Origin of the sequence: Streptomyces griseoruber, assembly GCF_001514205.1 — a bacterium.
Lineage (GTDB): Bacteria > Actinomycetota > Actinomycetes > Streptomycetales > Streptomycetaceae > Streptomyces > Streptomyces griseoruber.
On sequence record NZ_KQ948767.1, the window covers coordinates 320,361 to 335,776 of the forward strand.

11 protein-coding genes and 7 pseudogenes are annotated in these 15,416 nt (G+C 70.0%); 6 read left to right on the forward strand and 12 right to left on the reverse strand.

Annotated elements, in window-relative coordinates:
* Window positions 1-208: 208 nt before the first annotated feature.
* Window positions 209-316, forward strand: a pseudogene (locus AQJ64_RS48060) (IS5/IS1182 family transposase); the annotation flags it as partial.
* 12 nt (window positions 317-328) lie between these two features.
* Here AQJ64_RS48060 and AQJ64_RS16580 read toward each other — a convergent pair.
* The 6 genes and pseudogenes from AQJ64_RS16580 to AQJ64_RS16605 all read right to left on the reverse strand — a co-directional run bounded on the left by AQJ64_RS16580 (window position 329) and on the right by AQJ64_RS16605 (window position 6,840).
* Window positions 329-970: a hypothetical protein gene (locus AQJ64_RS16580; protein WP_055631754.1), complete on the reverse strand. Its 642-nt coding sequence runs from the start codon at window positions 968-970 to the stop codon at window positions 329-331.
* Between the two features lie 601 nt (window positions 971-1,571).
* The gene (locus AQJ64_RS16585) at window positions 1,572-2,405 is read right to left on the reverse strand and encodes a PIG-L family deacetylase (protein WP_055631753.1); all 834 of its coding nucleotides are present in this window, start codon (window positions 2,403-2,405) and stop codon (window positions 1,572-1,574) included.
* Window positions 2,406-3,182: 777 nt separating this feature from the next.
* Window positions 3,183-4,452: pseudogene (locus AQJ64_RS52295) on the reverse strand (trans-sulfuration enzyme family protein).
* Window positions 4,453-4,586: 134 nt separating this feature from the next.
* Window positions 4,587-5,294 carry a B3/B4 domain-containing protein gene (locus tag AQJ64_RS16595; protein ID WP_055631752.1) on the reverse strand — a complete coding sequence of 236 codons (708 nt, stop codon included), beginning with the start codon at window positions 5,292-5,294 and terminating at the stop codon, window positions 4,587-4,589.
* 35 nt (window positions 5,295-5,329) lie between these two features.
* Window positions 5,330-5,977: an FMN-binding negative transcriptional regulator gene (locus tag AQJ64_RS16600; RefSeq protein WP_055631751.1), complete on the reverse strand. Its 648-nt coding sequence runs from the start codon at window positions 5,975-5,977 to the stop codon at window positions 5,330-5,332.
* A gap of 26 nt (window positions 5,978-6,003) precedes the next feature.
* Entirely contained in the window at window positions 6,004-6,840 is an 837-nt protein-coding gene (locus tag AQJ64_RS16605) for a DMT family transporter (protein ID WP_055631750.1), read from the reverse strand.
* 129 nt (window positions 6,841-6,969) lie between these two features.
* Here AQJ64_RS16605 and AQJ64_RS16610 point away from each other — a divergent pair, with 129 nt between their 5' ends.
* Entirely contained in the window at window positions 6,970-7,554 is a 585-nt protein-coding gene (locus AQJ64_RS16610) for a helix-turn-helix domain-containing protein (RefSeq protein WP_055631749.1), read from the forward strand.
* Window positions 7,555-7,574: 20 nt separating this feature from the next.
* Here the strand turns inward: AQJ64_RS16610 and AQJ64_RS16615 are convergent, their stop codons facing one another.
* The 6 genes and pseudogenes from AQJ64_RS16615 to AQJ64_RS16635 form a co-directional block, all read right to left on the reverse strand.
* Complete coding sequence (locus AQJ64_RS16615) at window positions 7,575-7,901, reverse strand: hypothetical protein (protein ID WP_055631748.1); 327 nt, start codon at window positions 7,899-7,901, stop codon at window positions 7,575-7,577.
* 85 nt (window positions 7,902-7,986) lie between these two features.
* Window positions 7,987-8,343: pseudogene (locus AQJ64_RS50825) on the reverse strand (nitronate monooxygenase); the annotation flags it as partial.
* Window positions 8,344-8,506: 163 nt separating this feature from the next.
* Window positions 8,507-8,557 (reverse strand): annotated as a pseudogene (locus tag AQJ64_RS50830) (hypothetical protein); the annotation flags it as partial.
* 1,436 nt (window positions 8,558-9,993) lie between these two features.
* Window positions 9,994-10,320: a tautomerase family protein gene (locus tag AQJ64_RS50835; protein WP_342342293.1), complete on the reverse strand. Its 327-nt coding sequence runs from the start codon at window positions 10,318-10,320 to the stop codon at window positions 9,994-9,996.
* On the reverse strand, window positions 10,299-11,114 hold the full coding sequence (locus tag AQJ64_RS16630) for an MBL fold metallo-hydrolase (RefSeq protein WP_055631746.1): 816 nt from the start codon (window positions 11,112-11,114) through the stop codon (window positions 10,299-10,301). Before AQJ64_RS16630 ends, AQJ64_RS50835 begins: the two co-directional genes overlap by 22 nt.
* 98 nt (window positions 11,115-11,212) lie before the next feature.
* Window positions 11,213-12,067 (reverse strand): LysR family transcriptional regulator, encoded by an 855-nt coding sequence (locus tag AQJ64_RS16635; protein WP_055631745.1) that lies wholly within the window; start codon window positions 12,065-12,067, stop codon window positions 11,213-11,215.
* Between the two features lie 132 nt (window positions 12,068-12,199).
* On the opposite strand from AQJ64_RS16635, the pseudogene AQJ64_RS50840 reads away from it, so the two are divergent.
* The 4 genes and pseudogenes from AQJ64_RS50840 to AQJ64_RS16650 form a co-directional block, all read left to right on the forward strand.
* A pseudogene (locus AQJ64_RS50840) lies at window positions 12,200-12,334 on the forward strand (MFS transporter); the annotation flags it as partial.
* 288 nt (window positions 12,335-12,622) lie between these two features.
* Window positions 12,623-12,793 (forward strand): annotated as a pseudogene (locus tag AQJ64_RS16640) (hexameric tyrosine-coordinated heme protein); the annotation flags it as partial.
* Window positions 12,794-12,999: 206 nt separating this feature from the next.
* A complete protein-coding gene (locus AQJ64_RS16645; RefSeq protein ID WP_055631744.1) occupies window positions 13,000-13,722 on the forward strand; it encodes an MFS transporter in 723 nt (240 codons plus the stop codon).
* 175 nt (window positions 13,723-13,897) lie between these two features.
* Window positions 13,898-15,405, forward strand: a pseudogene (locus AQJ64_RS16650) (CoA-acylating methylmalonate-semialdehyde dehydrogenase).
* Window positions 15,406-15,416 lie beyond the last annotated feature (11 nt).

Below are 15,416 nucleotides of genomic sequence, written 5' to 3' on the forward strand. Positions count from 1 at the left end.
GGGCGACCCGTTTCGCCGCGCCCGCGACACCCAGCTGTGCAGCGTCCCGGGATGAAATGCCCAGATCGTCGGCCACCTCCGGAATCGGCTTCCCGGTCTCCGTCACGATCCGCACCGCCCCCTCACGGAACTCGGCGTCGTAGATGCGCTTCCTGGATGCCATGACCCCCAACTATCCCTCCAGTCACGGTCTCCACAGTAGGAGGGGAGATGCAAGACGTGGAAGATCCTTCGCGACTGCCGCCTGAAAGGCGACGGCGTCCACCACGCGATGCTCGGCATCGCCCACCTGTACAACCTCGCACTCACCGGGTGACAGCGACGGCGTTCAACTCATGGACCAGTCTCCGGCCGGCGTGTGGCGCGGCCATGGCCTGCCCGTGCGGTCGCTTGCGGCGGCCCGCAGCAGCTCCAGCAGATGGCAGCCCGGGTATGTGCCGAACACAGGGAACTTCCACCGGTAGTAGCAGGACCAGTAGCTCACCACCCGGCGCTCAGTCCGCGCGAAGAACCCCGGATTCCGCGCGATGAAGTCCCCGTATGCCAGCCGTTGGGCAGACCGCTTGGAGGGCAGGTCGGAAAGGCCGTGTTGGATGGACTCCAGGATTTCCAAGACGTACTCGCCGACCAACTGCACCACGAACGGCACCACCCACGGCTCGTCGGAACTGGCGATTTGCTCCAGGTGACGCTGGCGGACCAGCCCGTCGCTGTGCCGTGAGTACAGGCAGTGCAGGATCGCCTGCTGCACCCCCGACAGCGAGCGCACCACGTCGACGGGCAGCTCATCCTGATAGATCCGATATGGAATGGCGACGGCTTCATCGTCCACGTACACCGAGAACGGCGACGGGTGCGACCGGGCCTCCGGCATGACCGCCAAGACCGCGCGAACGTCATTGGCAAGCTGGTGTGGGAACGCCGCAACCGGGTCACCGTCGGTCATCGCTAGGGATCGAGGCTGCTGCATGGCGGAAGCATAGGCGGGTCCGCTCGCCCCCGCAGCCCCCGCCGACAGCAGGTTGTCCGCCTCGTTTGCACCCAACCGAGCATTGCGGGACAACCCTTGGCCGGCACCGCCCCGGACAGCCGCCAGGCGCCTGCGCAAGCGCTGCTCCGCCCGCCACTGCCTGGCCCGACAAGCCGACGAGCAGAAGACGGCCCCGGGCCGGGTATCTGGCCTCAGCCTTTCCCTGCAGCTCCGGCAGTTCCTCTCCCCAGCCCATCCGGCACCCTCGGACACCCCGCCAGCGTAGGGCCCGAAGCCACTCGCAGCAGGGGATCAGAAACACGCACTCACGCCAGGAGAAGCAGGGACCGGCCCGTCAGTGCCGTGATCGGTTCGACGCAGCAGGTCCGCCGGCGCCTGCTCGGCCCGCCCGGCCTACTCGGCCCGGGTCGGTCTCGGCCGGCCCTCGCTGAGCTGCCGGCCTGCTTGCCCCGACTCGCTTTCACCACCCCGTGGCCGGTTGCCGGAGCGGAACTCGCGTGGACAAGCCTCCGGGTGTGTGACCCGCTCGATCGCGCCGTGCAGTCAATGCGCTTCCCGGCCCGCCGGGCCGGGGGGGGGATCAGCGCAGTCCGGCGAAGAGATCGTGCTCGGGTAGGGCCGCGCCGGTGGCGTCCTGGACACGTACGAAGGTCTCCATGCCCATCAGCTCGCCGAACCTCTCCTTGCCCATCTTGAGGAAGAAGATGTTCTCGCCCTGACTGGCGTGCGCGGCCAACGCGTCGAACTTCTGACCGCTGAACGCGGTGGTGTCCACCCACGTGGTGATCTCATCGTCGGGAAGACCGATCTCGGCCAGCGCGGCGGCCTCGGCAGGATCCGGCTCCGGCATGTCCTCATGAAACTCGCGCATGATCTCGCCGAACCGCTGCATCATCGAGCGGGGCACCGTGGTCCAGTACACCTTCGGCGTCAGCGCGGTCATCTCCAGCGCCGCCATCGTGATGCGGTGGGCCTGGATGTGGTCGGGGTGGCCGTAGAAGCCGTTCTCGTCGTAGGTGACGACCACATCGGGTCGGTAGTGCCGCATGAGGTCCGCGAGTCGGGCCGCGCCTTCCTGCACGGGGGTCTGCCAGAAGGATCCCGGGGCGTCGTTGCCCGGCCAGCCCGCCATCCCGGAGTCGGCATAGTCCAGCATCTCCAGATCGCTGATCTTCAGGACGTCACAGCTCGCGTCAAGTTCTTGACGGCGCATCGAGGCGACCGCCGCCGGATCGTGTCCGGGATCGCCCGGCTTGACACCCCCCGGTCCGTCGCCGCACCCGCCGTCGGTACACGTCACGAGTACCGTGCGGATGCCTTCCGCCGCGTACCGCGCGAGGACCCCTCCGGTTCCGGTGGCCTCGTCGTCGGGGTGGGCGTGTACTGCCATAAGTGTCAAGGGCCGGTCAGTCATGAAACAGTCCTCCTGCAGACATACGTTGTGGCCTGGGTACGCGGCGGGGTACCGCGATCCTGGGGCCCGGATCCTGGTGGGGCGGACGACCTTGTGGTCCGGGTGTTCCCCGCCCGTGCCGCACCGGTCCCCGGTCGATACAACCGTGCCGGCCGCACCGGCTGTTCCCGGCGCAGCCGCTGGGCCTTGCAGGCTTCGGCGTTTCCACGCGCACGAGGTACAGGCACCATCTGCACGTCTCACTGCCCGAGCGGTTGACAGCACATCAGCACTGAGGCCGGCGTCCGCCCGGACCGGGGATTCCTCAGTACCGGCCCTGAAAAACTCCGCTACACCCCGCCGAGGCCGAGCAGCACCCGCGAACCCACCGGCACCAGGAAACGCCCAAGGTAAGAGCCGGCCGTCTGGGCTGAGACTGACCTTCCCCGGGCTGTCGACGGCCCCGGACCAGGGCGCGGCGTGCGGGGCCGCCGAGCATGGCAGGGCAGTCCTGGCGCCCTCGGGCTGGCCCCGCACGGGTCGGTGTGTGTACCACCCGGTGTCGGCCTCGCCCTACCAGTTCATCCGTGCACCAGCGAAAGCCACGCGCCGGAGGGCACACCCCAGCTCTCGGGAGACGCGGGGGTGATCCGCTCTTGCAGGTCGACACCATCGAGTGGACCGGGTGGTTCCGCCCGACGCGAGGGTGTCCCGACGTCGACCATGACCGCGAGGACCTGAGCGTCGTGTTCCACCCGTGGGGACGGGGCCGGCGCGGTGGACGACCTCGCCGCGGACTCACCGACGCCACAGGAGACCGTGGCCGGGTCTCCTTCGAACTGCTCGTCCATAGGTGTTCCGGCCTCTGGTGCCGTTCGTCGGCGGTACTGCGTCGGGCCGGGCCCGACAGCTGAGTCGGCGCGCGGACACCGCCGTGTCCAGGGCCGCGGCCAGGGCCGCGATCAGGTCGTCGGGGTCTTCGAGTCCCACCCTCAGGTGCAGCAGGCCGCGGGCGCGGAACACCTCGGGGAACACGGCGGCGCAGCCGGCAGGAGCATCCTCGGAGACGATGAGGGTCTCGTCGTGGCCCAGGGACACCGCGGAGGTGATCAGCCGAAGGCTGTTGACGAAGGCGTTGCGGGTCTTGTGATCGGCGTCGAGAGCGAACGCGATCAGCGCGCCGAAGCCCTGTCCGCCGAACTGCCGCTCGGCGAGCTCATGCTGCGGGTGCGAGGCAAGTCCCGGATGGGCGACGTGCTACGCGGGGGTCACTGTCCAGAAACTCCACCACGTGCTGGGCACCCGCAAGATGCTGACGCAGACGGAGCGGCAGCGTGATCGACCCTCGCGGGATCAGCCACGCGTTGAACGGGGAGATGGCGGCGCCCACATTGACCATGGCCTCGGACTTGATCGGGAGGATCAGCTCGCGCGGCCCGATGACAGCGCCTCCCATCGCGTCGCCGTGCCCGTTGATGTACTTGGTCAGGGAGTGCACCACCAGGTCGGCGCCGTGCTCCAGCGGGCGGAACAGGGGCGGCGGCGTACAGGTGGAGTCCACGGTCAGCAGCGTGCCTGCCGTATGGGCGACGTCGGCCAGGACCTGGATGTCGGCTGTCTTGACGGTCGGGTTGGCGATGACCTCGGTGTGGATGATCCGCGTGGTGGGACGCATCGCGGCGCGCACGGCGTCAAGATCGGTGATGTCGACGAACGTCGCCTCGATGCCCGACTTGACCGGCAGTAGCTCGGCGAACAGCCGCCATACGGCGCCGTACGTGACATCGGAGACGACGACGTGATCCCCGGCGCGCAGGTGAGTGAAGAACGCCGCGTGCAGAGCCGCGACGCCGCTGCCCAGTACGACCGCGTCCTCGCCGCCCTCCAGGACGGCGAGTTTGGTCTGGAGTCCGAGCTGGTTCGCGCCGGACTCGCGTGTGTAGACGAGCAGGTCAGGGTTGTCCGGGTCGAGCGTGAACGGATCCTCGGGAAGGGTGGAGGAGTTCGCCATGATGATCGGTGTACGGATCGCGCCCGTGCAGATGTCTGCCTGGTTCCCGCAGTGCACCGCCTGGGTCTGAACGCGAGTGTGGCCGGATCATGTTTGTCGGGTCCGCAGGGCCGAGTGCTCGGATTCGGCATGGAGATCCCTTGGACCGCTGCGGTCGGTTTGCGTTCCTGGTGGTTGAGGCCTCCAGGGTCTCAGGTGGTGACCTGGGGCTGTGCCGGGCTGATGAAGTGCACGGAGGTCTGTTCGGCGTGCGGGGCGAGCAGAGCCTGCAGTTCTTCGGCCGCGACCTTGAGCAGGTCGCCGTCGCGCTCGGCGTGGAGGGTTTCGATGACGAACGCGACGTGGGTGGAGTCCTCGATGACTCGGGTGCGGTGGGCGTCGCGGTGGTTCCAGTGGCGGGTCAGGACCCCGGTGGGGTCGGTGTAGATGATCTCGCCGGGCTTGGGGTTCTCGACGGTGTCGGGTTCGCCGAGCGGGGTGAAGGACTCGGTGCCGTCCGCGTGGCGGATGTCGACGTCGCCGGTGACGTGGTCGAGGTCGAAGGCGCCGGCGGGCAGGCCGTGCCGGACGGAGACGGCGTTGTAGGAGTCGACGGCCGGGTTGATACGCGGCAGGCTCCCCTTCTTCGCGAGGCGGCGGCCGAGCGCGTCGACGCTGGGGCGGATCCGGCGGGGGTTGGTGCCGAAGGAGCGGTAGGCGGTGTGCCAGGCCTCGATGCGGGGGTCGGTCTCGTCGGCGGGGTGCCAGGTGCCGTTGGCGAGCTGTTGCTCCAGTTCATCCACGGCGGCGGCGGTGTGCGGCCAGGACTCACGGCCGCGCAGGCCGGTGGCCGTGACCAGGGCGATCAGGGTGTCGGGGAAGGCTTCGGCGACGGCGGGGGCGATGCGGAAGGCGGGCATGGGCGGAGTTTCCGATTCTTGCGGGCGGGGGCCGGTCAGGACTGCCAGGGACCGATGTGGTCGAGGCGGCGCAGCTGCTGGCGCGCGGTGGGCACGTCCAGACCCTGGCCCCGCTCGGTGAGGCGCTGGGCGACCGTGCTGCGGTGTTCGACGGGTCTGTGGTCGTCGTACTTGAACTTGGCCCGTACGTCGGTGACGTCGAGGCGCAGCCCGCGGATGCCCGAGAGCATCCGGCCGTACGGCGGCTTGTCGACCGCTACGGGTGCGTGGTCGCCGTCGGGCTGGAAGTGGGCGAGCTGGCGGCGCAGCAGCTCGGCCTTGGCCTCGGGGTCGTCGACGATCTCGGCGCGGCAGGTGAACTGGACGGCCGCGTAGTAGCTGGTGGGGACGCCGTCGGTGGGCGGGTTGCCGGGCTTGGCGCGCCAGGGGCCGGGGATGAAGGCGTAGTCGCCGATGACGGTGAAGACGACGTTCGGGTCGTCCTCGATCGCCTGCCAGGCCGGGTTGGGCTTGGCGAGGTGGACCAGGAGATGGTTTCCGTCGCGGGTGAAGTGGGTGGGGACGACCATGGGCGGGTGGCCTGGCAGGCCGTTGACGCTGAGCTGCCCGAAGTCGTGACCGTCGGCGATCCAGGTCTGCCACTCGGCCTCGTCCAGGCCGGCGTCCCAGGGGTGGACCAGCATGCTTCTCCTTGGTTGTGCGGGCCTGCTCAGGTCAGGGCGAGGAGGCTGACGGCGACGGCGGCGGTGCCGAGGCCGGCGAGCTGGGCGCGGTGTATCCGTTCGGCGAGTACGCCACGGGCGAGCAGGACGGTGCCGGCCGGGTAGAGGGCGGTGATGACGGCGACGACGGTGAGGTCCCCGCTGCGGGCGGCGAGCAGGAACAGCAGGTTCGCCACGAAGTCCAGCACACCGGCGGTCGCCGAGAGTGCGTACGCGGGCCGCTCGGGGCCCAGCCTGCGGTGCATCAGACCGGCCGCGGCCAGGGTGACGGCCGAGGAGACGGCCCGGCCCACGATCAGCGGGGCCACCCCGCTGTCGGACGGCGCCTCGTGCAGGAAGACCAGCTGCAGGGCGATGGCGGCGCCCGCGCCGAAGGCCAGCAGCAGCGCCGTACGGGAGGGGCGCGTCGAACCCGCGCCGTGTCCGGCGCTGACCAGCACCACCGCGACCAGCGCGAGCGGCAGACCCAGCAGCCCAGTGGCTGCCAGGTGCTCGCCCTGCAGCAGGCCGACGCCGACGGGCAGCGCGGCGGACACCAGCGCGGTCACGGGTGACAGCACGTTCATCGGGCCGATCGCCAGGGTGCGGTACAGCAGGGCGAACGCGGCGGCCGAGGCGACGCCCGAGGCGGCACCCCAGCCCAGGGCTGCGGGGCTGAAGGAGGCGCCGAGCAGCGGCCACAGCAGCAGCTCCACCGCGAGGCTGGCCGGAGCGGCGACCATCACGGTACGCAGCACATGGGCTCTCCGGGCGCCGAGACCGCCGAGGAAGTCGGCGCATCCGTACGCGAGTGAGCTGCCCAGGGCCAGCAGCAGAGCGATCACAGCACAATCCCTTACCATTCAGTGGAACGACCACACCATATAGCGGATCGACCGAAGGTCACAACCGATCGACCGCATGGTGCATTGAAATGTCCAGCGGTAAGGACCAGCGGTAAGGAAGGTGACCAGGTGGCGGAGACGGCCGCAGCGCTGCGAACGGTCGCGCACAACGTCCGGGCGGCACGCATGCGCGCGGGCCTGTCCCTGGACGAGCTCAGCCGCCGTGCCCAGGTCAGCAAGGGCGCGCTCGTGGGGCTGGAGAAAGCGCAGGGCAACCCCAATCTGGCCACCCTGGTCCGGCTGGCCGACACCCTGGGCATCTCGGTGTCCGCCCTGATGCAGGGATCGCCCGAAGGACGTGTCCGCGTCGTGGCCGCCGACACCGTGGCACCCCTGTGGACGGGCGAGCGGGGTGGCGAGGCCCGGCTCATGCTGACGACCTCGGGGCCGGCTCCGGTCGAGGTCTGGCGCTGGCGACTGGAACCGGGCGAGGAATACCCCAGCCACCCCCACCAGGCCGGGGTCGTGGAGACCGTCAGTGTCACCTCCGGCCGGATGAGCCTGGTCGTCGACGGCATCGAGCACACCGTCGAAGCCGGCCAGACCGCCACGTTCGACGGCGACACCCCGCACACCTACCGCGGCGCCGGCACCGAGACCTGCCACCTGGTCATGACGGTCCACCTTCCGCCCGGTCCGGCAGCGACGACCTGACCCGCGGCACAGCACACTCGTCACAGGGCGGCGGCAACCGCCGACAGCAGGCGCCACAGCCGGGTGTGGGGCGTGGGGTCGGGGACGGCCCGGTTGGTGAGGAAGGCGAACGCGACACCGGATCCCGGGAGGGCGAAGGCCAGATCGTCCTCGGGGTACGGCGTCCCGCTGGTGTCCCGGGCGCCGCCCCGCAGGTCCACGACCAGGTCGCCGTGGTGGTAGACGGCGACGGAGGCGCCGAGGTCGTCGCCGTTGCGCAGGTTGCTCTCGAAGGCGTCGTGGATGCCTGAGAATCGGGGCGACGTGTAGCCGGATGCCGTCGCCACCGCCTTGTGCGTCGTGCTCATGCCTGTTTGCGGTCTGGCGCACGATGTCGTAGACGCTGGTGCGGATGGTCTCATCACCGCCGGCGGTCACCGCTCGGGCGTGGGCGCGAGCCGAGACGACGGCTTCCTCGGTCGCCCAGAAGCGGGTGCCGACGAGGACGCCGTCCGCGCCGAGGGCGAGCGCGCCCGCGAGCCCGCGACCGTCCGCCACCCCGCCCGCGCCCAGCAGAAGCGTTTCCGGGGCGCGGTCCGCGATCAGCTCCGCGACATCGGGGACGAGGGTGAATGTCGACCGCGTTCCGACTCCGTGCCCGCCGGCCTCGCCGCCCTGTGTGACGATGACGTCCGCTCCGGCGTCGAGGGCCTGGCGGGCCTGGTCGAGCGTGTGGACCTGGCACAGCAGCGGTACGGCGGCGGCGCGGATCCGGTCGGCGAACGGGGCGGGGTCGCCGAAGGACAGCATGACCGCTGCGGGCTGGTGCTCCAGGGCGATGTCGAGCAGTTCGGGGTGGCGGGCCAGGTTCCAGGTGATGAAGCCGGCATCCCACCCGGGTGCCTGCCGCGGCGGCGAACTCCCGCTTCAGCCACTCTCCGTCGCCGTAGCCGCCGCCGATCAGGCCCAGTCCGCCCGCGGTGGTCACCGCGGTGGCGAGCCGGGCCCCGGAGACGAGGTCCATGGGGGCGAGCAGGACGGGGTGCTCGATTCCGAAGGCTTGGGTAAGGCGCGTTGTCAGCAAGGCGAAGTCCTCTTCGTCCAAGGCATCCGCCCGTTGGTGCGTGGGCGGTGCGGCGTTATAGGGACAGTAGGTTCGCCGAGATTTCAGATCCAACGATTGCTTGCGATGGGAGCCATCACCGGCAGAGAACTTTACGGTGGCCAACGAGCGACAGGACGGTGAACAAGGGTCTGTGTGATGTCGTGATCGATCGGCTGCTTACAGGAGATCCCTGAGCCAGATCACCGAGGCGCCCGGTTCTGGCGGTGCCAGAGGGCGACAGGGTCGGCGGCCCCGTCGCACACCGGGTCACGGAAAAGCGGGGCGCTGACTACGGGGCCACCGGGGTCCCCATTTTTGTGGAGGGGGATCGGGAGCGCAGGATCCCCTGACCAGGCGTACGGCCGGGTTCCCGGAGTGCGTCGCTCGGTCGGGCGACGACGCTTCAGCCGCCCGTCGACTCCCGGATCACCGGCGAGAAGTCACCGACGGTCTCCGCGGTATCGGCCGGGGGATCGGTCTGGGGCATGACCCGGATACGCCAGAGACCCGCCACGGGGTGATCTTGGCGGCTGGGCGACTCGCTCCAGGGTGACGCCCGCGAGGGCAATGACGCGGTTCTCGTACTCGCGGCGGGCCTTGCGCCGGGCCGGGACGACCGGGCCGCCGTCGAGAGGCTGACAGTGGGCGAGGCACTGGCGGTGCACGGAGGGGGTGGCTTCCCCACGCAGGGTGCAGCCCTGGCCGCGCCGTACGGGCACGCCCTGGTCGAGCGCCGCCCGCCCGGCGGTCCCCCTCGCGGTCGGCAGGGGCGTGCCGGGGGGTGAGGTCGGCGACGGCCGTGCGGATGGCGCCGCGGCTGACGCCGTGTTCGCGGGCCGGAGCGGCGATGGGGCGGTTCTCCAGGTACGCGGCGCACACGACGTCGGTCTTGTCGGCCGGGACGGCCGGGCGGCGGCCGCCCTTGCTGCCCTTGGCCTCGGCTGCGCGCAGTCCGTCGTACATCAGCTCGCGCTGTACGTCGCGCTGGAGTTCGCCGGCGGCGGTGAGGGTCTGCACCATGAACTTCACGGTGGACAGCAGTTCGCCGGTGCGCGGGTGGCGGGCGGTGAGGTCCATCGCGGAGAACGCGCCGTCGTGGATGCGCAGCGCGAGGCGGAACATCTCGGAGATGTGCATGGTGTCGCCCGGCCGCGCGTACGTGAGCAGTTCGCGGAACTTCGGGCGCTGGAGGGGGTGAAGGCGGCTGGAGGTACCCGGGTCCTCCGCGAAGACGGTGGACTGCTGGGAAGACGGTGGACTGCTGGTCGGTCGAGACCCGCTTGTAGACCAGTGATTCGAGCCGCTGCGAGCCCCCCGGATTGCACGGGTTCATTGGACGCGTCGGCCGCCTGTCGTCAAACGACACGGTGGGGGCGCGAAAGTTCGTGGGCGGCGGTCAAGTCCCCAGCGCGGCAGACCCGGCGGGCGGCACGCTGGTCGACAGGGCGACACCGGCCGACGCCCTGGCGTCGCGGGTGCTCGGTGATCACCTGGAACCGGTCCCGCTCGGGAATGGCCAGCACGTCCACGAGGGCCTGGTGCGTTGCGTCGGCGATCGCCCTGATGTCCTCGGGACGGCGTCCACGGATGAGATCGATTCGTACGAATGGCATGCGTCGTTCCTTGCTCGTCTGTTGCCGGTGGGTGATGGTGACGGCAGTCAGCGGCTCAGCTGCACCCATGTTCCATGGGGCGCGACCCGCAGCACGGAGGACAGGCCGGCCTCGTGGAAGGCCAGCTCGATCTCCGGCAGTCCCTCGGTGAAGTGGGCCCAGGCGTCGTAGTGGGCCGGGACGACGGTGCCCGCGCCCAGGACAGCTGCTGCCGCGGCGGCGGCGCGGCTGTCCAGTGAGAGGGGACGGCCGTCGAACTTCGCCGGGACGCGTGCCGCTCCCACGTGCAGGACGGCCGCGCCGATGGCGGGCACCCGGCGGGAGATCTCCGCGACCGTGCGGATCGAGGCGTTGTCGCCGCTCACATACACAGTGGGAAGTCCCTGGCCGGACAGCACGAATCCGGTGACCTCGCAGTTGACGTTCCCGTCGGCGTCGCGCTCGCCGTCCTCGGGACCGTGGACCGCGGGGACCGCCAGCACGGTCAGGTCGCCGCCGCCGTCCGCGCGGGGCACGGAGTGGCTGCTCCACGGTGCGAGGCCGACGGCCGGCGAGCCCAGTCGTCCGGCGGCCAGGGGGCCGGTGAGGACCAGCGGGGCCGCCTTCGCGAACGCGCGGCCGCGCTCGTCGAGGTTGTCCGGATGCGTGTCGTGGCTGATCAGAACGAGGTCGACCGGTCCCACGCCGTCCTCGTCGACGACGGTGTCCGCCGTCTTGGTGAGGTACCCGTGCGGGCCGGCGTCGTCGAAGGTCGGATCGCTGACGATGCGCAGGCCGCCGAGGTCGATCACGACCGTGGGACCGCCCAGGACGGTGATCGCGGATTCCTGTCGGGGCAGAGCTGCGCTGCGGGTTTCGCTCATGCCCTCGACGCTAGTGACTCTCCACTTCTGGCAGAAATGCCTGTGGTGACCCACCCATGCAGGTCAGGCATAGATTCTGCTCGCCGGGGCCGCTGAGATCACTCCGGGACGGCGGCCGGCACGGCGGCGTCCAGGAACCGGCGGATCAGCGTTCGCTGGGCGTCGGGGAAGTGGACGAGGCTGACCGGGCTCGCCGGTGCGTTGGTGAGGGGAACGAAGCGCACGGCGGGGTGCTGGGTACGGCGCTGCGCGACCTCGGGGACGATGCCGATGCCGCGGTTGGCGGCCACCGTCTCCAGCCATTCGTCGTAGTTGGCCGTCTCGATGATCCGGTCCGGGCGCTCGTCCACCGGCCACGACCAGGGGCCGGTCGTCCCGCTGACCGTGTTGACGACCAGGGTCCAGTGCTGGACGTCTGTCCAGTCCAGATGGTCGAACCGGTTCAGGTCGGAGTGCTCGGAGCATACGGCGATGCGCGGCTCGTCGAACAGGTGCATCGTGCGCGCTCCGGGAGGTGCGTCGAAGGCGCCCCGGACCACCGCGATGTCGAGGACGCGCTGGCGCAGTGCCTGAAGGGGATCGTCGGTCCGGGTCAAGGAGACCGTCGCTCCCGTGGTCTCCTCGAAGCGGCTGACGGTCTGCTGTGTCCAGGGGTCGGGCAGCAGCCAGCTGAAACCGAGCCGCAGGGTGACGCGGTGGCTCACGACGGCGAGAGCCTGATCGAGGGTCGCGAGAACCCGCTCGACGTGTACGAGGAACTCCGCGCCGGTGTCGGTCAGTTCGACATGCCGGGAGGACCGGTCGAGCAGGCGGACACTCAGCTTGCCCTCCAGTTGCGCGACCGTGCGACTCAGCGCCGGCTGCGTGATCAGCAACTCCTCCGCGGCCCGGGAGAAGGACCGATGACGCGCCACGGACGCGAAGGCCCGCAGGTGCCGCAGTTCGACGTCCATACTCCTCGCGCCCCTTCACCGCATCCATGCCTGTCATGCATAGCGGCAGCCTAACCGGCATTTCACAGGCGTACGCGCGCTGCCTAGCGTGCAACCAGGCCACGGAACGCCACCAGGAAGGTGCACAGGATCGTGCAGTCATCAGCCCCGCCCCGTCCGCAAGCACGGTCTCCTTGGACGATCGTTGCCCAGGCGGCGGCAGCGCTCGCGGCGGGACAGGGGATCGGCAGATTCGTCTACACCCCGATCCTTCCGCTCATGCACACCCATCCACCTGTAGGCCGGAACCGGGGCACCGCCAGGCGAAGGCCGAATCCCTCACCGACACCTTCGCGCACCTCGCCGACCGGCTATGAGTCCTGCGACAGGCGCACTGACCACCGTGCCTGGCGTCAGCCGCGCGGTCGCCCGCGGACGCTCGCCACCGAGCGGCGGCGGGACCTGTCGAGAACAAGATGATCCAGAGAACAGTCACCACCACGGAGGTATGACATGGCCACTGAACTGGTCCCCGGCAACACCCTGATCACCGCTTCTCCGTAGGAGGGCCGCGAGCTTGCCCTTAAGATGGCCCGGCTGGTCATCAAGGCCACGCAGCCCGACGGCGCGGTGCGTGAGCGGTTGCGCCCCGAGTACGCGCAGGACGCGGACTCGCTGATCTCCATCGCCCATGTGGTCGCGGTCGAGTTCGCGACGATCGCGGCAGCGAACGACTACTGGCGCTGACCGAGCACCGCAGGTCCGCGCCGCGTGCATGCTGAGGATGTGGGCCACCAGGGCAGGTCGACGAACCTCGAAGTTCTCTGTCGGCGATGGACACCATCGCAACCAATCGTTGGCCATGATGTCGGCGAGCCTACAGTCTCCGCAACGCCGCACCATTGACCGACAGCCGCTGGGACCGAGGAACCCCTTACGAAGATTGGCACGACATGACTGCGTCCCCCATCTCGCCCGGGCCGCTGGCCGAGTCCGTCATCACGCCGTCCGACACTGAGCACCCCCCGGTGGGGAAGTCGTTCATCTTCGCGTTCGCGTTCGCCTACGCGGGATTCTGGATCGCCTGCCTGACACCGGGCACAGTCTCCCTCGCACTCAAGGTCCAGGCCCTGGTCGGCTCCGAGGACGCCGCGAGCACCTTGAGTGCCGTCGTCGGTGTGGGTGTCCTGCTGCCCCTGCTGCTGATGCCGGTCGTGGGGCGGTTGAGCGACCGGACGACGGCACGCATGGGCATGCGCCGTCCCTACCTTCTCGCCGGCGCGGCCGGAGTGGTCGCGCTGGGAGCGGTGATGGGACTCGCTCCGAACGTGCCCGTGCTGCTCGCCGCGTTCGCGCTGTACAGCGTCGCGGCGAACCTGATCGGTACCCCGCTGCTCGCGGTCATCGCCGACCGGGTGCCGGTGCGTCAGCGGGGCCTCGTGTCGGGTCTGGTCGGTCTCACTCTCCCGCTGGCGGTGATCGGCGGTACGTTCATCGTCCAGGCCGTCGCCGCCGACACGCTGCTGATGTTCCTGCTGCCGCCGCTGATCGCGGCCGTGAGTGTCCTGGTCTTCATCGCCCTGGTCAGGGTCATGGACTCGGCGCGGGCATGGCAGGAGGCGTCGACCGCGGCGCTGCGGACGGCCAACTCGCGGTTGCGCGACGTGAGCCGGTGACCGTACGACGGCCGGGCGGTGCCTCGTCGCTGATCTCCCGGCCGTCGCGATGCCCACGACCCACAGCACGAGCCGGCCGGTATCCGACGGCCCACGACCTGGAAGCGTCCACGCCCCGCGCTTCCGGGAGTCGACGATCCACGGCTGATTCCCCGATCCCTCCGAGGAGCCGCACATGACCACCACGGCAACGCACATCGACCACTACATCGACGGCCGCCCCGACGACCGCGCAGCTCAAGACCGCAGTGAGGTGTACAACCCGGCGACCGGGCAGGTCACCGGCCTCGTCGCCCTGGCAACGGCCGCGGACGTGGACGCGGCGGTACGGGCCGCAGCCGAGGCGTTCGAGACCTGGTCCCTCACCCCGCCGCACATCCGGGCCCGTATCCTGTTCCGCTTCCGGGACCTGGTGGAACGGGACGCCGACCGGCTGGCCGCGATCATCACGTCCGAGCACGGCAAGGTACTCGACGACGCCAAGGGCGAGATCATCCGCGGCCTCGAGGTCGTCGAGTTCGCCTGCGGCATCCCCCAGCAGCTGAAGGGGGAGTTCTCCGAGAACGTCGCCCGCGCGGTGGACGCGGTCTCCCTGCGCCAGCCGCTCGGCGTGGTCGCGGGCATCTCACCGTTCAACTTCCCCGCCATGGTGCCGATGTGGATGTTCCCCGTCGCGCTCGCCGCGGGAACACCTTCGTGATGAAGCCTTCGGAGAAGGACCCCACCCTCAGCGTCGAGCTCGCCAAGCTGCTCACCGAGGCCGGACTGCCCAAGGGCGTGTTCAACGTCGTGCACGGCGACAGGACCGCGGTGGACGCCCTCCTCGCCCATGACGACATCGAGGCCGTCAGCTTCGTCGGCTCCACACCCATCGCCGAGTACGTCCACCGGACGGCCACGGCCAACGGCAAGCGCGTCCAGGCGCTCGGCGGCGCCAAGAACCACATGGTCGTCATGCCCGACGCCGACCTCGACCAGGCCGTCGCCGCACTGATGGGCGCCGCCTACGGCTCGGCCGGCGAGCGGTGCATGGCGATCTCGGTCGTCGTCCCCGTCGGCGAGGACACCGCCGACGCCCTGCGGGAGCGCATCGTGGAGGCCCTCGCCGACCTCAAGATCGGCCCCGGCACCGAGGACGGAGTCCAGATGGGCCCCCTGGTCACCAAGGTCCACCGGGACAAGGTGGCCGGCTACCTCGACGTGGGCACCGAGGAGGGCGCCGAGCTGGTCGTCGACGGCCGCCGGACCGCGCTTCCCGGGCACGAGGGCGGCTTCTTCCTCGGCGGCTCCCTCTTCGACCACGTCACCCCGGACATGCGGACCTACCGGGAGGAGATCTTCGGCCCGGTGCTCTCCATGGTGCGCGCGCAGTCGTTCACCGAGGCGCTGAAGCTGGTCAACGACCACGAGTTCGGCAACGGCACGGCGATCTTCACCGCCGACGGACACACCGCGCGCACCTACCTGGCCAAGGTCAAGGCGGGCATGGTCGGCGTCAACGTGCCCATCCCGGTGCCCATGGCCTTCCACTCCTTCGGCGGCTGGAAGCGGTCCCTGTTCGGCGACCACCACATCCACGGCCCCGAAGGCGTGCGCTTCTACACCCGCTACAAGACCGCCACCACCCGCTGGCCCAACGACAGCCAGGTACGCGCCGACTTCGCGATGCCGACCCATTCCTGAAGTCCTGCCCC

What these genes read in the sequence shown, in the direction of transcription:
- AQJ64_RS16615 (WP_055631748.1), bottom strand. Translation starts at nt 7,901, where the DNA reads ATGAGCACGACGCACAAGGCGGTGGCGACGGCATCCGGCTACACGTCG.
- AQJ64_RS16630 (WP_055631746.1), bottom strand. Translation starts at nt 11,114, where the DNA reads ATGAGCGAAACCCGCAGCGCAGCTCTGCCCCGACAGGAATCCGCGATC.
- AQJ64_RS16580 (WP_055631754.1), bottom strand. Translation starts at nt 970, where the DNA reads ATGCAGCAGCCTCGATCCCTAGCGATGACCGACGGTGACCCGGTTGCG.
- AQJ64_RS16600 (WP_055631751.1), bottom strand. Translation starts at nt 5,977, where the DNA reads ATGCTGGTCCACCCCTGGGACGCCGGCCTGGACGAGGCCGAGTGGCAG.
- AQJ64_RS16585 (WP_055631753.1), bottom strand. Translation starts at nt 2,405, where the DNA reads ATGACTGACCGGCCCTTGACACTTATGGCAGTACACGCCCACCCCGAC.
- AQJ64_RS16635 (WP_055631745.1), bottom strand. Translation starts at nt 12,067, where the DNA reads ATGGACGTCGAACTGCGGCACCTGCGGGCCTTCGCGTCCGTGGCGCGT.
- AQJ64_RS16595 (WP_055631752.1), bottom strand. Translation starts at nt 5,294, where the DNA reads ATGCCCGCCTTCCGCATCGCCCCCGCCGTCGCCGAAGCCTTCCCCGAC.
- AQJ64_RS16645 (WP_055631744.1), top strand. Translation starts at nt 13,000, where the DNA reads ATGACTGCGTCCCCCATCTCGCCCGGGCCGCTGGCCGAGTCCGTCATC.
- AQJ64_RS50835 (WP_342342293.1), bottom strand. Translation starts at nt 10,320, where the DNA reads ATGGGTGCAGCTGAGCCGCTGACTGCCGTCACCATCACCCACCGGCAA.